Source organism: Marinilactibacillus sp. GCM10026970, from assembly GCF_042660675.1.
GTDB lineage: Bacteria > Bacillota > Bacilli > Lactobacillales > Carnobacteriaceae_A > Marinilactibacillus.
On the sequence record NZ_JBHSUL010000011.1, the window covers coordinates 14492 to 33409 of the forward strand.

Sequence of the window (18918 nt, forward strand, 5' to 3'; positions counted from 1 at the left end):
AGTCATTCTCAAACCCATTCGTTTCTGATAAACTACCAACTAATAAGAAGTTTAAGGAGCTGAATGATATGAATCGTGGTCTATTACACCACTTGGAACTGTATGTATCTAATTTAAAACAATCGGTTCAGTTTTGGGGATGGCTACTCGAGGAATTGGGGTATGTGCCTTATCAGAAATGGGAACAAGGACAAAGCTGGAAGCTAGAAGATACTTATCTCGTTTTTGTACAAGCAGAAGAACGTTTTTTAGATATTTCTTACCATAGGTGCCGAGTAGGACTAAACCACCTAGCCTTTCATGCTGAATCGACAGAACACGTCGACCAACTTACACAAAAGTTAAAAGAAAAGCAGATTTCTGTTCTTTATTCTGAAAAACATCCATTCGCAGGAGGGGAATCTCATTACGCTGTTTATTTCGAAGACCCCGATAGAATAAAAGTTGAGATTGTAGCGCCATAAAAAAAGCCACCAGCTTTTAGGAATTTATCCTGAAAATTGGTGGCTTTATGTTTTGTTGAGATATGTACGGGTTATAGCTTAGTTTATAAAAAAAGCAAGTCAAAATGAGACTTACTTTCATCAAACTAATTTACTTTAAAGTTCGCTACCTAAAAATTCTAGTTCAACTGTCTGTGTTAAAACATCGGCATAACTATATGAAACACGTTCATAAGCATTTTCTTCTTTGTTTAATTCAACAATGAACACGGCAGGAAATGTGTCTGTCAGTATTCCTTTGCGTTCCGTCGTTTTTTTTCGTCCGGCTTGAGCTGTCAATTTAATTTCTTTCCCTAATTGACCGTCAAGATTTTGCTTTATACTTGCTATAGTAATTGGCATAATCGACTCACCTCACAAAGTTATAAATAAAGTATACCACATAAACACGAAAATTAAAAGAAAATTTGAAAATAAAGATCGAATTCAAATCATATACTAAAATATGGTGATTTTTTAATAATCTAATCATTTTGTTATATCTCTTACCATAAACCTTTGTTTCTCAATCCGTTCATCCGTATTATTTTAACAAAGCTTATTGTATTTATTTTTGTTAATAAGCTTCTTAATCATCTAATCACTCGTTTTTAAGACATTTTACGATAATTTTATACTTTTTACTTAAACTTTACATTATTCTGTATAATACCTTCAAGTTAATATAGTCGGTTTGACTTCACTTATCTTAATTCTCAATTATTTGATTATTTAGTAAATATAGACTTTTATTTCCATACTAAACTTCTATACGTAGTCTCTTCTATTTTGAGTGAAACCAAAAAAACCGAACATTTTACATTTAAATCTCTCAAAAAGCCCTTCAGTTCCGTTCGTTCGTCTACTAAAAAAATCCATCCCACTTTTCAGACAACTGTGTCTATCTTGTGAGATGAATTTATGTGATTAATTCTTTTGATTATTTTGCATAACCAAGTTCTGTTCAACAAGCGCATCAGCAAGTTTTCCAAATTCTTTTAACGACAATGTTTCTCCTCGTCTTTTAGGATCAATTTCAGCTTGTTCCAATGCGAGTTGAAGTTTTTCTTTAATTTCTGGTTCTTTTCCATAAGCGACTTGAAGGTTATTCCACAAGGTTTTTCTTCTTTGAACAAAAGCAGAACGAGCTACTTGGAAAAAGACGGTCTCATCTTTTACAACGACTTCTGCATCTTTTTTACGCGTCAATTTAATGACTGCTGACTCTATATTTGGCTGAGGGGTAAAAACTGTTTTAGGTACGATAAGCGCTACTTCTGCGTCCATATAATACTGAACAGCAATTGAAAGCGAGCCATAGGCCTTTGTGCCTGGACTTGCGGATAAACGATTTGCTACTTCTTTTTGCATCATTAGGACTAAGCTATCAATCGGTAATGATGACTCCAAAAAGTTCAAAATAATGGGCGTAGTAACGTAATAAGGTAAATTAGCAATCACAACAACACGTTCTGCATCTTTTAAATACTCTTCTTCAAAAGTCTCCAGATTTGCTTTCAATATATCTTGATGAATCACCTTAACATTGGAGTACGGAGACAATGTATCTTTGAGAACTGGAAGCAGACGATCATCTATCTCAAAGGCAACCACTTCTTTTGCTTGTTTGGCAATTTGTTCAGTCAATGCGCCAATCCCAGGACCTACCTCTATTACAGTTGTACGATCATCCACTGCACCAGCATTGACGATTTTTTCTAAAATATTCGTATCAACAATAAAGTTTTGTCCTAAACTTTTCTTAGCAGCTAAACGGTATTTATCTAATATCGCCTTTGTTCTAGCTGGTGTGGCAATTTCTTTATATTCCTCCATTTGCTTCCTCCTTTCGTATTTTCAATAGTGCTTGTTCGACTTTTTCTTGAGTAATACCAAACATGTTCAACCTTTTCTCCAGCTGTTTACCGTTAGTATATCCAATTCTCAATTCATTTCCTAATTTAATTCTAAGCTCTTTGGAATGTGGTTTTCCCATCAATCCTTTACTTAAAAGAAATTTCCTATCAATCGCTGGGACCGTATCTGTACGATCTCCATACAAGCCATCCAGTGCTTTTTGAATGGTTTCAATAGAAGCATGCTCAATGCCCAAACTCCCCTTTTTACTCGGTCGCGCTTCATCTTGATTCAAAAAAGCATGTTTTACGCCAGGTATTTTTCTGGAAATTATCTTACGGATTTTTTCTCCTGGAACATCAGGATCAGTGAAGACAATGACCCCTCGTGTTTGTTGAGCAAGTTCGATTCTCTCCAAGATTTCTTCGTTTATAGCAGAACCATTTGTTTCGATCGTATCCGCGTTAACGGCTAGTTGAATTCTTTTCGTATCATCTCTTCCTTCAACGACAATCATTTCTTGTAATTTTTTCAACTCACGACTCCTGTCTTAAGTCAGTTTGAACAGCTTATCAGCATTTTTCGTGGTTTGAGTAGCGACTTCTTCAATCGAACACGCTCTCAAGCGCGCAATTTCTTCAGCTACGAATCTTACGTAACTCGGTTCATTTCTTTTTCCACGATAAGGCATCGGTGTTAAATAAGGTGCATCGGTCTCGATCAGTAATCTATCAAATGGCACTGTTTGAGCAACCTCTTTTACTTCAGGAGCATTCTTGAATGTTACAACACCACTTAATGAGATGTGCATCCCTAAATCAAGGAACTTTTCCATCCAATACGTATCGACATTAAAACTATGCATGATTCCACCAATATCCTGAATTTGTGCTTCTTTTAAAATCTTATAGGTGTCTTCCGTTGCATCGCGATTGTGAATACTAATTGGTAACTTTAATTCTTTAGCGACTTTGATTTGTCTCTTAAAGGCTTCGTGTTGAGATTTTTTTGAAGCGGTATCCCAGTAATAATCCAGTCCCATTTCGCCCATTGCAATGACTTTTGGAAGTTGCAACTGTTGAATCAGCTTTTCTTCAACTTGATCTATATAGGTTTCTGAGTCTGTAGGATGCCAGCCAATAATAGAGTAAACGCCTTCGTAATCCTGGCTAAGTTGTAATGCTTTTTCAATTGTCGGCGTATCAAATCCTACAATTGCCATCTTTTTAACATTCTGTTTTCTAGCTTCTTCAATCAGTTCAGCTTCTTCGCCTTTGAACTTATCAACATTCAGATGTGTATGTGTATCAAAAAACATATAATCCTGCCTTCCTTTTTTCCTATTCCATAACCAGCCAAAACGAAAGAGCCAGGATGATCCCCAGCTCTTCACTAATTACATTCAATCCGATTTTCACTTTATGCTACGATTGATCCGTTAGGCATATGCTTAGGCGCCTCAACAACTGTTAAATTCCCTTTTTCATCTTCAGCAGAAAGAATCATACCCTGACTGATTTCTCCACGCATTTTACGTGGTTTCAGATTCGCAACAATCACAACTTTTTTACCAATCAATTGGTCGAATTCTGGATAGTATTCTGCAATCCCAGAAAGAATTTGACGATGTCCACCTTCATCGTTTGCATCTAGTCGAAATTTCAGCAATTTGTCTGCATTTTCAACGCGTTCGCAAGAAATAATTTCAGCTACCTTTAGTTCCACTTTGTCAAAAACATCATATTTGATTTCTTTTTCTTTAACGGAAGAAAGTTGAACCTCTTCTGGATTCCACTCATCTTCGTCTTCTTCCTCCTGAGCTGGACTTGTAGAAGCCATTGCTTCTTGTATAGCTGCAATTTCTTCCTCTTTATCCAGTCTTGGGAAAATCGGATCACCTTTTTTAATAACAGAGGTGTTTTCAGGGAATTGTCCGAATAAAACTGTTTCCCAAGCTGTATTCTTCTCAGATACACCCAATTGTTCAAAGATTCTAGCCGGTGTTTCAACGAGTACTGGCTGAAGTAAAATCCCAACGATTCTTAGACTTTCAGCTAAATGTACCATCACACTCGCTAGTTCTTCTCTACTGGATTCTTCTTTTGCAAGCACCCAAGGCTGTGTTTCATCAATATATTTATTTGTACGAGAAATCAAAGTCCACACTGAAGACAATGCTGAACTGAATTGCATCGTGTTCATATGTTCATTATATTCTTTAATTGAATCGGTAGCAGTTTGACGTAATGTTCCATCAAAGGCTGTTACGTTGCCTTTATATTCAGGTACTTGACCGTCAAAATATTTGTTGATCATCGCTACCGTACGGTTCAATAGGTTTCCAAGGTCATTCGCCAAGTCAAAGTTCATACGGTTCACGAACTCTTCTGGTGTGAAAATACCGTCGCTTCCGAATGTAACTTCACGCATCAGATAGTATCTTAAGGCATCTAATCCATAACGCTCTACAAGGAATTCCGGATATACAACATTTCCTTTGGATTTAGACATTTTACCGTCTTTCATCAGTAACCAGCCATGGGCGAAAATTTGCTTCGGTAATGGCAAGTCAAGAGCCATCAACATGATTGGCCAATAAATCGTATGGAAACGAACAATCTCCTTACCGACCATATGCACATCTGCCGGCCAATATTTTCTAAATTGTTCAGGTTGATTTTCAAATCCACCTAAATCAGGATCATAGCCTAGTGCTGTAATATAATTAGATAACGCATCAATCCATACATAAATCACATGTTCAGGATTCGATTGGATTGGAACACCCCAATCAAATGTTGTACGAGATACAGCTAGATCCTCTAAACCTGGCTTGATAAAATTATTGATCATTTCATTTTTTCTAGATTCTGGAAGAATAAATTCAGGGTGACTTTCGTAGTAATCCAGTAATCGATCCGCGTATTTACTCATCTTAAAGAAATAGGATTCTTCTTTTACCCATTCTACTTCGTGTCCACTTGGCGCTATCCCGCCAGTTACATTTCCTGCTTCATCGCGGTAGACTTCTTCAAGCTGTGTTTCTGTAAAAAATTCTTCATCAGAAACAGAGTACCATCCAGCGTAATCTCCTAAATAGATATCGCCTTGTTCAAGAAGTTTTTCAAAAATCTTCGCAACCACTTCTTTGTGCTGTTTATCTGTTGTGCGAATAAACTGGTCGTTTAAGATTTGAAGAGTTTTCCATAAATCCTGAATGCCTTCTGCCATACCATCTACATATTCTTGCGGCGTTTGACCTAGATCTTTTGCTTTTGTTTCAATTTTTTGTCCATGTTCATCTGTTCCGGTTAAATAAAACGTATCGAATCCTTGTAGTCTTTTATAACGCGCTACAACGTCACAAGCGATCGTTGTATAAGCATTACCGATATGCAGCTTTCCACTCGGATAATAGATTGGTGTAGTAATATAAAATGAATTTTCTCCAGACAAATTCGTGTCCTCCTAGATGATTGATACTTATTTATAAAGATGCATGCATCTTATTCGATCGTCTCTGACTCTTTAATTGAATACTTGAATAGTATAGCATACAACAACATCAGTTTGAAGACGAGAACCAAAGCCAGCCTTGCATTATGCACAAAATTCATGACCCATTCCCTCTGTTTTCCCCTCGATGACTGCCTCTCATTCTAAATCCTATTTCTTTCCACCTAGTATCACAAACAAAAATTATTACTGCCTGTACGATCGTTAACATTAGACTGAGCTGAACTGAGACAAGTGGATAGATAAACTAAAATAACTGCCTCAAAAAAACGAGGCAGTTATAGTAGCTTTAAGGAATCAAGTTTAGTTTTTTTAGAGCAATTTCAATACCGTCTTCAGAGACATCTTCTGTAATGATGTCTGCAACTTCTTTTAATTCTTTCCAACCATTCCCCATTGAGATACCTGTTCCGACATGCTGAATCATTTCGAGATCATTCAAACTATCTCCAAAGGCATAAGTATCCTGAATATCGATGCCTAATTGCTGAATGACTTGATCAATTCCTGTAGCTTTAGAAATATTAGCACTAATCACATCGGCAGTATAATCATTTGATCTTGTAAAGTGCAGTTCTTGGAACTGGTTTTTATAGGTTGTTTCCTCTTTTTTGTCTAATTCTAAAAGAACCTGACAAATATCTTTCCCTTCAAAAGCTTCCGGTTTTGGTGGCTTTCGAATCAAACGACTGAACAAAGACATCTGGATACGGTTTGGAATCAACTTGCCAATATGTTTCAAAACACTCAAAACAGAACTTCTTTTGACTAGAGAAACAAAGGAATTACTGTAAATATCTTCTGTCCCACACAGCACAATTCCTTTACGATCTTGTGCGGCTTTTTCCATTAGTCGATTCAATACGTCTTTTGGTAGAGGGTTTGTAAATATCGGTACACCTTCTAAGACGACCAACTGACCATTCATTGCGATATAACTGTCAATTTCAAGTTCTTTTCTAACTTCTTCTAATAGAACTGTTGCTCTTCCTGTTGCAATGACTGGTAGAATTCCCTGCTGTTTCAAAGCTTTTATAGCTCTTTTGGTTGATTCAGGAATATGATTCTGACTTGATACCAGTGTACCGTCGATATCAAAAAATACGACTTTCTTCATAGACAAACTCGCTTCCCTAAAAAAATTTGATCATACTCTGCTATTTATGCATCGTTAACTAGCTAGTAATAGTTTATTAAACGATCTTTTCTAAACTCTATTGTACCATTCTCTTTACTCTAATCATACTAAATAAAAAGAGGCCTAGAATATTTCTAGCCTCTTCTTTCCACTCATTATCTGTTAACTCTTGTCGTCAATCTGTATCTCCTGGATTTGCCCAGATGAGTTCACTCAGCGCTTCAAGTAAATCAGGATCAATATCCAGTGCCAGTAAACCACTGATGACTCTGGCACTATTTCTACTTTTACGCACAGTTGTATAAATTTTTTCTTTTAAGTTCGTTGATAACTGTGCTCGATCTAGAAAACTGAATACCTCTCCAAGCATATCATTTTTCTTGGCTGAAACGCCTTTGAATCTTACAAAGTACCAAGCATCGATATCTTGTTCTGGAATTTCAATTGTCGTGAATCGACCTTTTTTCATAACGTTGACATCCACTTTCTGGTCTTTCACAAACACTTCTGGTTCATCGTCATAAGAGAAGCCTACAAAGGTTAAATTGAATTGTCTCTTTTCTGGCAGGCAGTCCAGATGACCTTCAGGCTGCTGGATTTGGAATATAGACCAGTCGGTATCTTTTTCATGCCACTTCAAAGACATTTTTGTTGTCCCGTATTCTGTATTTTTTGCAAACCCATCATCTTCGTACATAGAGAAGCTGCCATCTGCTCCTGCAAAAATTTTGACATCCATATTCTCAGGATTATCTGTTCCATTTTCACATCTTTGATCCATTGGAACGATCCCGCCGGCTTTAGCAAAAACTGGCATAGTTGAAGATGGTCTATATACATCAAGGACTCTTCCACCTTCGTAGACTCTACCGTTAAAGAAATCGATCCACATACCTTCTGGCAACCATGTTTTGACACGGGCTAATCTTAAGTCTCCCTTGATCGGTGACGTGATTGGTGCAACTAACAGTTGTGTACCAAAGTAATATTGATTTGGTACTTCATATGCTTCATTTTCCCAAGGGTGATGATAGTACATTGGACGTATCAACGGGAAATTATCTTTGTTTGTTAATACATTCATCGTATACAAATAAGGAATCAGTTTATGCCTTAGCTGCATAAATTCTGTAACGATTCTTTCTGCTTTCATACCATATCTCCATGGTTCTTTTCCGCTGAATTCACCATCTTGACTGTGAAGTCTATTGATAGGTGAAAATACACCGAATTGAACCCAACGAATAAATAGTTCACTGTCTTTTACGCCGCCGAGATGTCCACCAATGTCATGACTCCACCAATTGTAGCCTACATTTGATGCAGTAGCTGTGAAGTACGGTTGGAAATTCAATGCATCCCATGTTGAAGCTGTGTCTCCTGAGAATCCAATCGGATAGCGATGAGAACCGAGCCCTGCGTAGCGTGAGAAAATTAGCGGTCGATCATTTCCTCTACCGTGATCAAGGAAGTGATAATGATTCAACATCCAAAGTGGATCTAATCCTTCTACTTTTGTTACGCTTCCTTGTTGCCAGTCTATCCACCAAAAATCAACGCCGATTTCCTCGTGAGGATGATGCAAGTATTCAAAATAAGCATTTAGAAATTCTGTATCTGCAATATCAAAACTGATTGGCTCATTATTTTCGACATCTACATTGAGTTCATTAGCCATCGGTTCGTACATTTCTTCAAATGGCTGAACCCCGTTTGCTGGATGTAAGTTTAAAGTTGTTCTCATTCCGTGTTTGTGAAGCCAGTTCAAAAACTCTTCTGGTTCTGGAAACAATTCTTTGTTCCAAGTGTAACCAGTCCATCCTGATCCATACTCCGGCGGAATATCTGTTATATGCCAGTCCATATCAAGAACCGCTACAGAGAAAGGAATTTGTTTTTCTTCAAATTTTCGGACAAGTTTCTTGTAACCAGACTCTGAGTAGGCATAATAACGACTCCACCAGTTCCCTAAAGCATATCTAGGTAGCATGGGTGTGTGCCCTGTCAAATGATGGTAATCTCTCAATGTTCCTAAATAATCTCGCCCATATCCTAGGAAATAGATATCTATCACATCCCCAGGTCTCTTCTCAACCCAACCGTCTTCTGTCAGACGCATCGAGTTACTATCATCAATGATAGAAAATCCGTTTTTGCTCATGAGCCCTTCTTCAAGTTCAATTTGACCATCTGAAAAATCTAACGTTCTAGCTGTTCCTTTTAATGTATCTGGCTTGTCTCCAAAATACCAGCTGCTGTGATACAGACTATAATTACCTAAAGCTTCGATACGTAGATTATTTTTAGTAAATCCACCTCGCTCCTTATGAAAGTTCAAATGCACATGAGACGTAATGATTTCAATATAATCGTCGGTTTCTTTCAATTTATATTCAGGTGTTTCAAAATTCCGGTTCAATACAGTCTGAGTAGCAGCATCCTCGAAATCTGCGCTCGGATCATATTCTACTCGAATCATCGCTGAGGTTAATACAGAAAAGCGATAATTTCCCCAGATAACTTGAGACTCTTTAGGGGCTACTGGTTCTACTTCGGTTTTAAATATTTCTTTTCTTTTGGTTACCAAATGATCGTCTTCCTTTCTGCTAATAACTATTGTAATTTAGTTTATCATATCTAAAAGTGTGATAGAACTGCTTTGCCTTTTATTAGTCGATTTGAAACGATTCTTTTAATGTTCATAAAATTACCTACTCCATTCCATGTACAAACACTGAAACTTGTTGACTAATGATTTTCTATAAACTATACTGAACGCTATATAGAATATAAATTGCTATGAATAGGCAAAGTAGTTTGACTGTCACTGTCTCAGGAAGCGAATGAATACTGGAAATTCGCACACACAGATCAAATGAATTACACCTTGGAGCGAACCTTTGCAGGCGCTACCCAGCGTTATGGGTATGAGTGGAAATAGACGTCATTGTCTGTTTCAATCAGGGTGGTACCACGGCTATGTTCGTCCCGGTAAAAAGTATAAACTTTTTATGGGGCTTTTTTTGTGTTCTAAATTTGATTTTTCTATTAAGGGGGTGGTTGTATTGGATGACTATGAATATAAAACACATTTTGGAGTATATGGTGTTTGTATCAAACAAGGTAAACTACTATGTATTCTTAAAAACTCTGGGCCTTATCAGTATCGTTATGATTTACCTGGGGGTAGTCAAGAAGCTGGTGAAGGACTAACAGAAACACTGGTCAGAGAAGTGCTTGAAGAAACTGGACAAAAAGTCTTACAGTACGACCATCCTAGAATATATGATGCATTTGTCCGTGCAACTCAGACTACCTTTACGACGCATCACGTATTCGCTTTGTATACCATCTTATTAAGCGAAACCGTTCAATCTTTACCTAAAGTCGTAGTCGATGGCCTAAATGATTCAGAGGGAACCATTTGGATGCCTTTAGAAAACCTAACCATAGAAAATGCTTCTCCGCTTATATTGAAGGTGCTAGAAGAACAACGTAACGACCCAGATTTAATGAACAAAATGATTTTCAACCACTGGAACATTCGAACTGAATTTGAAAATAAAAAATAACTATTGGAGATGAACAATGAATATTTTAGAAGAACTGGAATGGCGCGGCGCTATCAACCAGCAAACAGATGAAGAAGGTCTAAAGAAGTTAACGGATGAAGAGAGTATCGCTTTATACTGCGGAATCGATCCTTCTGGAGATAGTATGCACGTTGGGCATTTGATTCCCTTTATGATCTTGAAAAGATTTCAGCTTGCTGGACATAAACCCGTTATCTTGATCGGTGGTGGTACGGGATCAATCGGTGATCCAAGCGGCCGTAATTCTGAACGCGTCCTTCAAACAATGGATCAAATTGTTGCCAATGCAGAAAAACTTAGTGGACAGATGCGTCAGTTATTTGAAGCTGGATCTGAGCAATCAGGAATTAAACTTGTAAACAATTACGACTGGCTGAGTGGTTTGAGTTTTCTTGATTTCCTGAGGGACTTTGGTAAAGAATTCAATATCAATACGATGTTGGCAAAAGATGTTGTAGCAAACCGTATGGATACCGGGATTTCATTTACTGAATTTAGCTACCAAATCATCCAGTCTGTCGACTTTTTACACTTATTCCAAAATGAAGATGTTAGATTGCAAATCGGTGGATCTGATCAATGGGGAAATATTACTGCCGGTCTGGACTTGATCCGTAAAAAAGAAGGATCAGAAGCGAAAGCCTTTGGTCTGACAATTCCCTTACTACTCAAAGCAGATGGTACTAAATTTGGTAAATCAGCGGAAGGCGCAATTTGGCTTGATCCTGAAAAAACAACGCCTTACGAATTTTACCAATTCTGGTTCAACCAAGATGACCGTGATATTGTGAAATACCTGAAATACTTTACTTTCTTATCTAAAGAAGAAATCGATACACTAGCAGAGCAAGTAGAAACTGAACCACATAAACGTGCTGCTCAAAAAGCGTTGGCTGAAGAAATGACAACCTTTGTTCATGGACAAGATGCGCTAGACGAAGCGCTTAAAATTTCAAAGGCCTTATTTTCTGGAGAAATTCAAGATCTTACGGCAGAACAAATCGCAACAACCTTTAAAGATGTACCTTCTTCTCAAGCTAAAAAAGGCACACACAATTTAGTAGAGTTTTTGGTAGATATTACAGGAATCGAACCTTCTCGTCGTCAAGCTCGTGAAGACATCAAAAATGGTGCTATCACAATCAAAGGAGAAAAAATTCAAGACGTCGATTACGAGTTATCTGAAAAAGATAGTTTCGAGAACCAATTTGTGATCGTTCGACGCGGTAAGAAAAAATACTTCTTAGTAAATCTGGAAGACTAAAAAAACGACTGACTCGTCTATTGTTATCGAGTCAGTCGTTTTTCTTTTAATTAAAGAAGCCTGTTATAGCTTCCCAAATCGAACGGAAGAAATTGCCGATTTGATCAAACAATCCACTTTCCTCAGCTTGCTGGAACGCATCTCCGAATCGGTCACGGATGTTACTAGACAATTGTTCGAGTTGCTCTTTTACTTGTGCTGAATCAATCGCACCTGTCTGTTGATATCTTTCAAAGAAAGCCAGCAAACGATCCAACTGGTCTTGTGAAATGACGTTTTGAAGATTGTTATTTTCTAATGCATCATTGATGATCTGCTCAATATCTTCTCTTGTAGCCAGTTCTCCTTGGCGTTCTTTCAAATCCGCTAATTGCTGTTTAATTTCCACAATTGCCTGATCAAAACGAGAAGTATCAAAGTTAGATTCTGCATTGTTTTCCTGTGCAATTTGATTGGTTGTCTCAAGTTCTTCTTGCGCAACTTCCATACGGTCCTGATCTAATTCTTCACCATTTACGTCGAACGCTTTGTAAATCCCAGTCAAGGCACTTTCACCGGTTACTGGACGAATACTCGCTACCATGATCGTCACATCTTCCACCCCGGCAGTAATAGCCGCATTGGCATATTGTTCCTGTGTGATTTGAGTAATATCATCTGGCGTTTCAATCAGTACCTCTACACCAGAACCTTCATTTTCTCTTTGAACAAGCACGGAAGAGATCATGCTCGCTGTATTCCCAGATCCTGTCCCTAAGTATTGCTGCAAATCAGCTCCCGTAACATCCACGCTAGCTACATTATCCATATTATCTATTCCCAAAATATCAGCTGTTTCTTGTACTTGTTCTTGATTTAATCCACCACCGTAAACAAATGTCGGTAATCCCCACGCTTCGTTTACAACACTTGTATCAATTCCAGCTGCTTCTACGGTTTGAGTTGTATTGAAGGCTGCAACAGAAGTAAGTGTCGTTAATACTGCTATCGCTTTTAAAAAAGTTCTTTTTAACTGTTTCATTTGTTAAGCTTCCTTTCGCAATCACTTTAATTGAATTACTCTGTTCTCATTATATCGACTCTGCTATCGATTTGCACTGATTTAGAAAAATCTATACCGTTTCTTAAAGTTTCTGCTTACTTAAATTAACCTTTTATCTTAATTCCTATAGAAAAAGAGCCCTTTCCAAATCGTACTTGGAAGGACTCTATAATTTTTTAGTAAGGATTCAACAAAAGCGAATCTTATAGTTGATTCAATGCTTCTTCAATACTTTGATCGCCAGTTGTTACATCAAATGACTGACGATAGGTACGTTCATGATCTAATGATTGAGCAATTAAATCAGCAACGTCTTTTCTTGGGATTGTCATAGGATCTGTGAATTCATTTAGCGCTCTCGTTAAAGCTACTTTACCAATCGCAGGTTCATTCTCAAGTACACCTGGACGAACAATTGTGTAATTCAAGTCACTGTTCAGTAGAAACTTATCTGCATAATGTTTGGCTGCGAAATAAGGTTTCATTTCGTCGCTCCAGTTTTCTCTAACATCTGCTTGGAACGCGCTGACCATAATGAATCGTTTGATGTTCATATCTTCTGCAGCTTCCATCACCTTCACTGCACCATCTAAATCAATCAAGACAGTTTTATCGACACCTGTACTACCACCGGATCCAGCAGCGAATACAATGGCATCAATATTTTCCATCTGATCTTTAATCTCTTGTACAGAACTTTCCAAGTTACCCAGACGGGCTTCGATCCCTTTTTCCTTGAATTTATCTACTTGTTCTTGTTTTCTAACAAAGGCAATTGGTGTATGATTTCCCTCTTCTTTTAACTGTTCAACGAGGTGCGTTCCGATTTGTCCGTTTGCTCCAACAACTAATACTTGCATCAATGATCGCTCCTTCAATTTTTGTATAAACTTACTTTAACAAAGTTGAAAATAAAAACCAATGATTATACCTTATCCCCATATAAGTGTGCGCGAAGTTCTTGATTTCTCCCGTCAAAGCGCTTGTTATGAGAAGAAACTTTTGCTTTCGGTTTGGCATCCGGATCAAAATTTAATTTTATATGGTTGACTGCATTCCCAGCATCATTGAAAGCTCCAGCAATCAGTCTAAGTTTCCCGTCAAAGTCCATGGTATCTCCACAAGCATAGAGTCCTTCTATATTTGTAATCCCTTTAGAATCCCCTTTAATCAAATACCCATTGTCTACAAGCTCAAGATTCAATTCCTCATTATCGTGGAAGAAATTTGCTTGTCGATCAATCCCTATATTTACGATAACTTCATCGACAGAAATTTGCTCTTCGATACCGGTCTGATTATGAATTAAAGTAACTGCTGCCACTCTTGTCTGTGTACTATCCGAAATTAGCTCTTTGATTTCTGTATGTGTTTTGATAGAAGCAGAAGAATTTTCCAGTTTTTTCAGTTGTGTTTCGTGCGCCTTAAACTGATCACTTCTATGGATTAAGGTCAACTCTTCTGCCAGAGGTTCAATCTCACTAGCCCAATCGATTGAAGAATTCCCTCCACCAACCATCAACACTCGTTTTCCTTTAAACTGTTCCAGTCGTTTGATTTGATAATGTAAGTTTGTCTGTTCAAAATGAAGGATGTCATCAAATGGTAGTTTTTTAGGCTGTGCAATTCCAGTACCTGTCGCTAAAATCACTTTTCTACTAAAGTACTTTTCACCAGAAAAACCGGTCGCAACAAAAATATTGTCTATTTTTTCTAATTTAATAATATGTTCGTTTAAATAAATTTCAGGACCGAATGTTTTCCCTTGTGCTGCTAATTGTTCGATAAGATCTTCTCCGCTGATCGGTGTAATCCCACCCACATCCCAGATTAATTTCTGTGGATAAAAATTAATTTTACCACCTAAGCGATTTCTTAATTCTACAATTTGAACAGATAGATCTCGCATTCCTGCATAAAATGCAGCATAAAGTCCTGCTGACCCTCCTCCTATAATCGTAATATCTTTTATTTCAGTTGATTGATTTGCTGTTTCCATCTTTAATAACACCTACCCCTAATTGATAATGATTCTCACTTTCAATTATAGAGGTCTTTTTCTTTATCCACAAGTTATATCTATATAGAAAAAAGCAGTCCTCTCGAAGGATACTTCCGATTTCAAACATCAGAAAATCCTTTAAGAAGACTACTTTTAATGACTCAATTGATAACTCAGAAGCGTTGGCTTCCCTGTATGTGGATCTGTGACAATACTTGCTTTAATATCAAAAACTTCACGGAGGACTTCCGTTTTCATAACTTGTTCAGGTGAGCCTGTTTGGATAATTTTTCCTTTTCTGATAGCAATTAAATGATCTGCAAATCTAGCTGCGTGATTTAAGTCATGTAAGACCATTACGATCGTTCGATTCAATTTTTGATTGAGTGATTCCAACACTTGGAGGACTTCCAGCTGATGGGCCATATCAAGATAAGTCGTTGGTTCATCCAGCAGCAAACAGTCTGTATCTTGAGCGAGTGCCATTGCAATCCAAACACGTTGTTTTTGTCCACCCGATAGCGAACTGACTGAACGATCTGCTTGATTTAAAAGATGTGTCTGATCTAGTGCCCAGTGGATTTTTTCCCAGTCATGTGCTTTTAATTGTCCAAACCCTTTTTGATAAGGCGCACGTCCATAAGATACGAGTTCTTTGACTGTGATATCTTCTGGTGTCTGAGGCGCTTGTGTCAATATCGCAATTTCCTGCGCGATCGCCTTAGTGGATTCCTTATGGATACTTTTCCCATCTATCATAGCTGTTCCACTTGAAGGCTTAAGGAGGCGAGCAATTGTCTTCAATAAAGTAGACTTTCCACAACCATTCGGCCCGATAATGCAGGTGATTTTAGATTTAGGTATCGTAATCGAAAGTTCTGAAATAATTTCTTGTTTTCCGTATCCTACTGTCATTGCTTTTGTCTGAATTTCTGACATACTCTATCCCTCCTTCATCCTTCGTAAGGCTTTTTATTTTGTAATGCTATCAACTACATTATCTAAAACTTGGTCACTTGCAATCGGACCATAATAAAGCCAAGAAGTCTCTGGACCAAACTGATAAACTTGGTCCTGTTCGACTGCTGGAATATTTTGCCATAGTCTATCTTCAAATAGTTCTGCTTCAGGCCCATCACTGTTTACAAAGAATAAATGGTCTACATTCATTTGCGCCAGTTCCTCAAGAGAAATCGCAGCCCAGTCAGCATCACTGGATAAATTGGATACAACTTCTGGAATTTCCAGACCAAGATCTCCATACATAACAGCGCCACTAGAACGCTCGGGATGCACAACAAACAAACTATTATTGACCATCCACACTGCAGCTGCTGATTCACCATCTGCTACGGCTGACAATTCTTCTGCTTTCTCTTGTGCTTTTGTATCGTAAGTTTCTAGAACCGACGCTGCTTCGCCTTCCATTCCCAGCACTTCTCCAACTTCAGTCAAGGTCTCGCGCCATTCAGTTGGGCTAGACTTCAGTACATAAGTAGGTGCAATCTGCGCATATTGTTCATACATATCTTGCTCAATAGCATCACGTACGATCATCAAGTCAGGTTCATATTCCAGAACAGACTCATAAGGCAGGTCATGCGGAATGAGTGGCACTCCGGATAAGTCTTCTTGAAGATAATCCTGGATACTTTCACCGTTGGATACAGACCATTGTGCTACTGGCGTTACGTTTAAAGCCACCAAGTAATCCTCAAGATAAGATCCAAGAATATTTTCAGGGTTATTGGGAATTTCAACTTCATTCCCTAACCCATCCACAAGTATTTTCGGCTCCTCTGTTGCTTCTTCTACTGGTGCTTCAGTCGTCTCTTCTTCTGGTGCTTCAACCTCACTGTTTCCGCATGCCGCTAACATAAATCCTGCACTGAGTACAATACTAGTTGTCCATAATGTTTTCATTTTAAATTCCTCCATTTTTATGCTTCTGTTGTAATTAAAAGATAGACAAAATACGGTGCACCTAGAAAAGCTACGATCAATCCGACCGGCAATTCAGAAGGAGCAAATAGATTTCTTGCAATCATATCGGAAATGAGTAAAATTAAGGCCCCTATGCACGCTGCCGTTGGTACAAGTCTCTGATGTTTGTTTCCAACCAATTTTCTTGCAATGTGCGGTGCACCTAAGCCGAGAAATGAAATCCCACCAGCCACCGATACACTTGCACCAGTAAGGGCAACAGCTATTGCAACCAACTTGATTCTTTCCCGTTCTGTATTTACGCCAAGCCCCAATGCCATTTCATCTCCTAACTGCAGTAGATTCAAGGTTCTGGATTTATACAAACTTAATGGAATCAAAATCAATACCCATGGTAGTAAACTGATCACAGCTGACCAGTGGGCGTTCCAGATCGACCCGGATAGCCAGACAGTCACCTGATTAAATTCACTCTGGTTCATTCTCAACTGAAACAGCGTTAGTACAGCACCAAAGCCTGCATTTACACCGACCCCCACTAGAATCAAGCGAATCGGTGTGACGCCATTTTTCCAAGCAACGATATAAATACAACATGCCGCTAGTAATCCACCTAAAAATGCTGCAATCGGTAGCGTCATCATTTGTCCTAACGTTGAAACCGCTCCTCGGCGAGAACTGTATGTCAAATAAAAAACAACGGACAATCCAGCTCCAGCATTGATACCAAGAATCCCCGGATCTGCTAACTCATTTTGAGTGATCCCTTGAAGCAAGGTCCCTGCTACGCCTAATGCAGCCCCTGCCAAGATAGCAATAAAAAGACGTGGCAGCCTGAATTCAAAAAGTAATAGCTCATTACGTCTACTACCTTCTCCAAGGGCCGTTTCCACTAACTCGCTTGGTGAGATGGCCAAGTGTCCTGTAGCTAAACTCAGCAGCCCCATCATAACAATCATAACGATCAGAGCTAATATTAAGTAGTGAATATTTTTAAAGATCACTTTGTGTGTATTCAGATAAGTCCGCCTCCTTCTTTTCTTGCTAAGAAAAGGAAGAACGGTACACCGATCATCGCAGTTAAAGCGCCAACGGGTGTTTCATATGGTGGATTGACCATACGGGCAGCAATATCTGCTGTCACCAACAACCAGGCTCCGATAACCGCTGAGAACGGTATCAACCACCGATAATCCATTCCTATTATTTTTTTTGTGATGTGCGGAATGATTAATCCTATAAATCCAATGGTACCGGAGATGGATACAGCCGTCCCTGTTAGTAACAAAACAATCAAAATGCCGCAAACTCTAACAAGGCCCGTTCTTTGTCCCAGACTTTTCGCCACTTCATCCCCTAGGCTCATCAGTGTCAAAGAACGAGACAACAAACCAGCAGATATAAATCCGATTAGAGCTATGATCAACGCTAGCCGCACATTACTAGCAGAGATCCCCGCTATATTCCCTGCATACCAGAAACTAATATCGCGGGTTACATTAAAGTACATTGCAAGCATCGTTGAGGCAGATTGCAACAGTGCGCTGACAGCAGCACCTGCTAAGGCCAATTTAACCGGTGTCAGTCCTCTTTTAGAAAACAGACCTACAGAGAAAACCATACTTGCACCTAGACCGGCTCCGGTGAATGCCCACAAAACCATTCCGATTTGACTGGTATGAGGGAATAGTGCTAAAGCGAACGCAATCATAAAGCCCGCACCTGAGCTAACACCCATTATTGATGGAGAGGCTAAAGGATTGCGCGTTAATCCTTGCATGATAACCCCAGATATTGCAAGAAATGCACCAATCAAAGCCGCTGCCAGTACTCTAGGGAATCTCAAATCATATAGAATCAAATGTTGCGTATTTTGTTCGTCAAAACGCAGCAGCGATTCTGTAATCACTGTCCAGTTGATCTGCGCCGCTCCATAAGAGACAGAAAGAATCATCGTAAACAAGAGTATCACAAGGCTGAACACAAAATACATAGGAGCAGATCTAGATTGAAATCTTTTAAGTATTCGTTGTTTTGTCGCTTTCTTATTCAATTGTCTTTTTCTAATTTGCTCCATAGC

General features: G+C 38.5%; 17 protein-coding genes and 1 other annotated feature. Of the genes, 3 read left to right on the forward strand and 14 right to left on the reverse strand.

The genetic code is table 11. From position 1 onward, the window contains the following. Window positions 1-68: 68 nt before the first annotated feature. On the forward strand, window positions 69-464 hold the full coding sequence (locus ACFP65_RS03935) for a VOC family protein (protein ID WP_379916088.1): 396 nt from the start codon (window positions 69-71) through the stop codon (window positions 462-464). Between the two features lie 135 nt (window positions 465-599). Here ACFP65_RS03935 and ACFP65_RS03940 read toward each other — a convergent pair whose 3' ends face one another. From ACFP65_RS03940 to ACFP65_RS03970, 7 genes are all read right to left on the reverse strand, one after another. Then, entirely contained in the window at window positions 600-845 is a 246-nt protein-coding gene (locus tag ACFP65_RS03940) for a Veg family protein (RefSeq protein ID WP_225744723.1), read from the reverse strand. A 564-nt stretch (window positions 846-1409) separates the two neighbouring features. Then, window positions 1410-2318: a 16S rRNA (adenine(1518)-N(6)/adenine(1519)-N(6))-dimethyltransferase RsmA gene (rsmA, locus tag ACFP65_RS03945; protein WP_379916090.1), complete on the reverse strand. Its 909-nt coding sequence runs from the start codon at window positions 2316-2318 to the stop codon at window positions 1410-1412. Next, window positions 2305-2856: a ribonuclease M5 gene (rnmV, locus tag ACFP65_RS03950; protein ID WP_379916232.1), complete on the reverse strand. Its 552-nt coding sequence runs from the start codon at window positions 2854-2856 to the stop codon at window positions 2305-2307. Before rnmV ends, rsmA begins: the two co-directional genes overlap by 14 nt. Before the next feature lie 33 nt (window positions 2857-2889). Continuing rightward, window positions 2890-3657, reverse strand: coding sequence for a TatD family hydrolase (locus ACFP65_RS03955; RefSeq protein WP_379916092.1), 768 nt, complete (start codon window positions 3655-3657; stop codon window positions 2890-2892). 101 nt (window positions 3658-3758) lie between these two features. Continuing rightward, window positions 3759-5795 carry a methionine--tRNA ligase gene (metG, locus tag ACFP65_RS03960; protein WP_379916094.1) on the reverse strand — a complete coding sequence of 679 codons (2037 nt, stop codon included), beginning with the start codon at window positions 5793-5795 and terminating at the stop codon, window positions 3759-3761. Between the two features lie 349 nt (window positions 5796-6144). After that, entirely contained in the window at window positions 6145-6972 is an 828-nt protein-coding gene (locus ACFP65_RS03965; protein ID WP_379916096.1) for a Cof-type HAD-IIB family hydrolase, read from the reverse strand. 196 nt (window positions 6973-7168) lie between these two features. Beyond that, a complete protein-coding gene (locus ACFP65_RS03970) occupies window positions 7169-9580 on the reverse strand; it encodes a glycoside hydrolase family 31 protein (RefSeq protein WP_379916098.1) in 2412 nt (803 codons plus the stop codon). A gap of 203 nt (window positions 9581-9783) precedes the next feature. Next, window positions 9784-9987 (forward strand) — a binding site (T-box leader). A gap of 71 nt (window positions 9988-10058) precedes the next feature. Between ACFP65_RS03970 and ACFP65_RS03975 the strand changes: the two genes are divergently transcribed. Both ACFP65_RS03975 and tyrS read left to right on the forward strand, forming a co-directional pair. Then, on the forward strand, window positions 10059-10565 hold the full coding sequence (locus tag ACFP65_RS03975) for an NUDIX hydrolase (protein WP_379916100.1): 507 nt from the start codon (window positions 10059-10061) through the stop codon (window positions 10563-10565). 16 nt (window positions 10566-10581) lie between these two features. Continuing rightward, window positions 10582-11850, forward strand: coding sequence for a tyrosine--tRNA ligase (gene tyrS, locus ACFP65_RS03980; protein WP_379916102.1), 1269 nt, complete (start codon window positions 10582-10584; stop codon window positions 11848-11850). 46 nt (window positions 11851-11896) lie between these two features. Here the strand turns inward: tyrS and ACFP65_RS03985 are convergent, their stop codons facing one another. The 7 genes from ACFP65_RS03985 to ACFP65_RS04015 all read right to left on the reverse strand — a co-directional run bounded on the left by ACFP65_RS03985 (window position 11897) and on the right by ACFP65_RS04015 (window position 18915). After that, a complete protein-coding gene (locus tag ACFP65_RS03985) occupies window positions 11897-12871 on the reverse strand; it encodes a DUF1002 domain-containing protein (protein ID WP_379916104.1) in 975 nt (324 codons plus the stop codon). Between the two features lie 224 nt (window positions 12872-13095). Beyond that, entirely contained in the window at window positions 13096-13752 is a 657-nt protein-coding gene (locus ACFP65_RS03990) for an SDR family oxidoreductase (protein WP_379916106.1), read from the reverse strand. A 65-nt stretch (window positions 13753-13817) separates the two neighbouring features. After that, the gene (locus ACFP65_RS03995; RefSeq protein WP_379916108.1) at window positions 13818-14891 is read right to left on the reverse strand and encodes an NAD(P)/FAD-dependent oxidoreductase; all 1074 of its coding nucleotides are present in this window, start codon (window positions 14889-14891) and stop codon (window positions 13818-13820) included. A 156-nt stretch (window positions 14892-15047) separates the two neighbouring features. Next, window positions 15048-15833, reverse strand: a complete 786-nt coding sequence (locus tag ACFP65_RS04000) for an ABC transporter ATP-binding protein (RefSeq protein WP_379916110.1) — start codon at window positions 15831-15833, stop codon at window positions 15048-15050. A gap of 33 nt (window positions 15834-15866) precedes the next feature. Next, window positions 15867-16817 (reverse strand): ABC transporter substrate-binding protein, encoded by a 951-nt coding sequence (locus tag ACFP65_RS04005; RefSeq protein ID WP_379916112.1) that lies wholly within the window; start codon window positions 16815-16817, stop codon window positions 15867-15869. A 17-nt stretch (window positions 16818-16834) separates the two neighbouring features. Continuing rightward, window positions 16835-17842: a FecCD family ABC transporter permease gene (locus ACFP65_RS04010; protein WP_379916114.1), complete on the reverse strand. Its 1008-nt coding sequence runs from the start codon at window positions 17840-17842 to the stop codon at window positions 16835-16837. Window positions 17843-17853: 11 nt separating this feature from the next. After that, on the reverse strand, window positions 17854-18915 hold the full coding sequence (locus ACFP65_RS04015; RefSeq protein WP_379916116.1) for a FecCD family ABC transporter permease: 1062 nt from the start codon (window positions 18913-18915) through the stop codon (window positions 17854-17856). Window positions 18916-18918 lie beyond the last annotated feature (3 nt).

Bases quoted from the DNA above. Each gene is read 5' to 3' on its own strand.
- ACFP65_RS04005 (WP_379916112.1), bottom strand. From the start codon at position 16,817: ATGAAAACATTATGGACAACTAGTATTGTACTCAGTGCAGGATTTATG.
- ACFP65_RS03955 (WP_379916092.1), bottom strand. From the start codon at position 3,657: ATGTTTTTTGATACACATACACATCTGAATGTTGATAAGTTCAAAGGC.
- ACFP65_RS04000 (WP_379916110.1), bottom strand. From the start codon at position 15,833: ATGTCAGAAATTCAGACAAAAGCAATGACAGTAGGATACGGAAAACAA.
- ACFP65_RS03985 (WP_379916104.1), bottom strand. From the start codon at position 12,871: ATGAAACAGTTAAAAAGAACTTTTTTAAAAGCGATAGCAGTATTAACG.
- ACFP65_RS03995 (WP_379916108.1), bottom strand. From the start codon at position 14,891: ATGGAAACAGCAAATCAATCAACTGAAATAAAAGATATTACGATTATA.
- ACFP65_RS03990 (WP_379916106.1), bottom strand. From the start codon at position 13,752: ATGCAAGTATTAGTTGTTGGAGCAAACGGACAAATCGGAACGCACCTC.
- ACFP65_RS03935 (WP_379916088.1), top strand. From the start codon at position 69: ATGAATCGTGGTCTATTACACCACTTGGAACTGTATGTATCTAATTTA.
- rnmV (WP_379916232.1), bottom strand. From the start codon at position 2,856: ATGATTGTCGTTGAAGGAAGAGATGATACGAAAAGAATTCAACTAGCC.
- ACFP65_RS04015 (WP_379916116.1), bottom strand. From the start codon at position 18,915: ATGGAGCAAATTAGAAAAAGACAATTGAATAAGAAAGCGACAAAACAA.
- ACFP65_RS03965 (WP_379916096.1), bottom strand. From the start codon at position 6,972: ATGAAGAAAGTCGTATTTTTTGATATCGACGGTACACTGGTATCAAGT.
- ACFP65_RS03940 (WP_225744723.1), bottom strand. From the start codon at position 845: ATGCCAATTACTATAGCAAGTATAAAGCAAAATCTTGACGGTCAATTA.
- rsmA (WP_379916090.1), bottom strand. From the start codon at position 2,318: ATGGAGGAATATAAAGAAATTGCCACACCAGCTAGAACAAAGGCGATA.
- tyrS (WP_379916102.1), top strand. From the start codon at position 10,582: ATGAATATTTTAGAAGAACTGGAATGGCGCGGCGCTATCAACCAGCAA.